Source organism: Psychroserpens sp. (genome assembly GCF_036960315.1).
Taxonomy (GTDB): Bacteria; Bacteroidota; Bacteroidia; order Flavobacteriales; family Flavobacteriaceae; genus Psychroserpens.
In genome coordinates, this window is record NZ_JBALVR010000028.1 from 1 (window position 1) to 2825 (window position 2825).

Genomic DNA, 2825 nt, shown 5'->3' on the forward strand with positions numbered 1-2825 from the left:
CTTTGAATTTCTATTTGAGTGGAATCGTAAATTTTTATTTTAAAATCCTCCAAAACTTTTTCAACTACGCTTTCGCTGTGTTCTTTCAAAAGTTTGTTTTTCAGTTCGTTTTTTAAGTATTCAGAATATTCGGTTTTTGTTATTTCGCTTTTTAGGTTTTCAACGGTTTGGTTTTCTTTTATAGTCTTAATTTTCTTTTGAATATATCTTTCAATATTTTCATAACTGAAAGTTTCTTTTTGGAACAGATTTATAAAGTTCAAACCTTGTTGATTGTCTTTTTTAAACGATATTCTTTCTAAAAGTTCTGATTGATTTGAATCGACTAAAGAACCGTCAATAAAAATTTTGATTTCATTTCCGATTAAGATTCCAAAATTCAGACGTAACATTCGCATATAAGACGAAAGTTGGTTTTGATAACTCGGATTTTTTAAATCGGCTGAAGGATTTTTGACTTCAATTACAAACAAATTTGTGTCGTCAGATTTTATTATAATGTCAGGCGTAATTCTGTTAGATGCTCCTAATTGTATATTTTCTCGAACCGAAATTTCGCCTTTAAAATGACTCCAGCCTAATTTTTCAAATGCTTGAATTACTTTAAGTTCAAAAACTTGTTCAGATGCGTTTGATGGAATACTTTCTGATAGTATAAAACATAATTCATTCCATTTTTCCATATTCGATATTTTTTTCTTTAGTGTTCGAGTGTTTGTTCAAATTGCATAGAACGGTTTTGTGGATGATTAGTGGCGTGGTTAAGCACCTAATTTAGCAAATACAAACCGAATAGAAAATCCGAGAGGATTTTCGTAAGTAGGCTAGAACTAGCAATAAATTATATACGGTGTTGGCAGTAGTTTATTCTAACTCAAATACTGTTTCACCCTCCTTTATAGTTTTCAGTATTTTAATTTCTTTAATTGAGGCTGGATCAACTTTTATAGGGTTTTTATCCAGAATTACAAAGTCGGCCAATTTGCCTACAGATAAGTCTCCTTTCAAATCTTCTTCAAAGCATTGGTATGCAGCCCAAGAGGTTATTGATTTTAAAGCATCATATGGGCTAATGCGCTCATCAGGCCCAATGATCTGACCACTTCTACTCGTACGATTAACCACAGAATGTAAGATCATGATACTATTAGGGTATACAATTGGTGAATCATGATGTTGTGTAAAAATTAATCCTTTCTTTTTGGCAGTTGCGGCAGGAGAAATTCTATACGCTCTTTCTTGGCCGAAATTTTTGACATGGATGTCACCCCAATAGTACGTATGCATTCCAAAAAAAGAAGGAATAACTCCAAGCTCCTTCATTCTATCCAATTGATCAAACCTTGCAGTCTGTGCATGTATCATTACATCACGACGCCCTTCATTACCATATTTTTCAGCGGCTTTGCTCAAAGCATTTAAATATTGATCCCCAGCCGCATCTCCGTTGCAATGGGCAAGAATTTGCCAATTATTTACAAATGCAGAATCTATCAATCGTTGAACTTCTGTATCTTCAGAGATTGCCGGATATCCGACGTTCCCTTCTGGCCCGCTGGCATAAGGCTCAGTCAACCAAGCTGTTTTTCCTTGAGGTGATCCATCTAAACTTAACTTAATTCCGGCTGTCCTGTAATGGTTGGTATATGTTTTTTGGGTACCTTCATTGAGCATATAATCCATTTCAACCTGCAAGTCAGGATACGCAGTTACATCTATTTTCAATTCTCCACTTTTACCAAGAATTTTCCAAACTTCACAAGCATCACGGGTAGCTCTTCCTTCTTGTGCGGTTGTATAACCAAATTTCACATATGAATTCATACCCGCTTTTGCGAGTGCTATATTGGAGGTTGAATCTACTTGTCCCATCAGTTTAAGAAGAGGCAGGAAGAAAGCCATTTCTTCAAGTACACCATTTGGTTCGTCTGTACCCAGCACACGGCGAATAACTCCACCTTTTGGATCCTTGACTCCTTTTATGTATCCTGCTATTTCCAATGCTTTATGGTTCATTGATGCAAGATGATTGGATTGATGTACTGCTAAAACAGGAATTTCTGTAGAAATTTTATCCAGATCATCAGCTGTTGGATGTCTTTGTTCTTCAAGCTGCGAATCATCGTACCCCATGCCTAAAATGACGTTGTATTTTTCAATAACATTAGAGTTATTGTCTTTCCATACTTTCATATTCTCTATTAGTTTACTTATAGAGTTGCAGTCACCATCTGGTTCTGGTAGGAGAGGAGCCGCGATTTCCATCATGCCTGAATTAAATACATGACCGTGAGCATCAATAAACCCTGGTAACAAGGTTTTTCCTTCCAGGTTTATCATTCGATGTCCTTTCCCTGCGGCTTCCATAGCATCGGCAGATGAGCCCACAAATTCAATCTTACCATCTTTAATCACTATGGCTTCTGCGTATTCTGGCAAATCACCTTGCATGGTTATAATGTCTCCTCCACCGTAAACAACAGCAGTATTAATAAGTGCGTCTTTTTGATCTTGCTTACAAGATATCAGGATGATGATTCCGAAAATAATGGTTAGTGTTTTTAATGTTTTCATATGATTATTTTAATTATTGCCAACGGTTTGTGTATGGTTAGTTGCTTGTCTCAGCAACTAATTTAGCAAAAATGGACGAGCCATAGGAAAATCCTAAGGATTTTTCGAGTAGACCTGTCCCAAGCAATTAATTATACACTTCTTAATTTTGATTCTCATTAAATTGATAGTATAATCAGAAAGAACAAAAGAGAGAATTAAGGTTAGTATACACGGTGAAGCTTTAGACTTCGACAACATTGATAATCCTC

General features: G+C 35.7%; 2 protein-coding genes. Both read right to left on the bottom strand.

Features of this window, described 5'->3' with window-relative positions:
* On the bottom strand, nt 1–683 hold a 683-nt coding region (locus V7719_RS18730), incomplete at its 3' end, for a type I restriction enzyme HsdR N-terminal domain-containing protein (RefSeq protein WP_335731467.1).
* 181 nt (nt 684–864) lie between these two features.
* Complete coding sequence (locus V7719_RS18735; RefSeq protein WP_335731468.1) at nt 865–2574, bottom strand: amidohydrolase; 1710 nt, start codon at nt 2572–2574, stop codon at nt 865–867.
* Between the last annotated feature and the right edge of the window lie 251 nt (nt 2575–2825).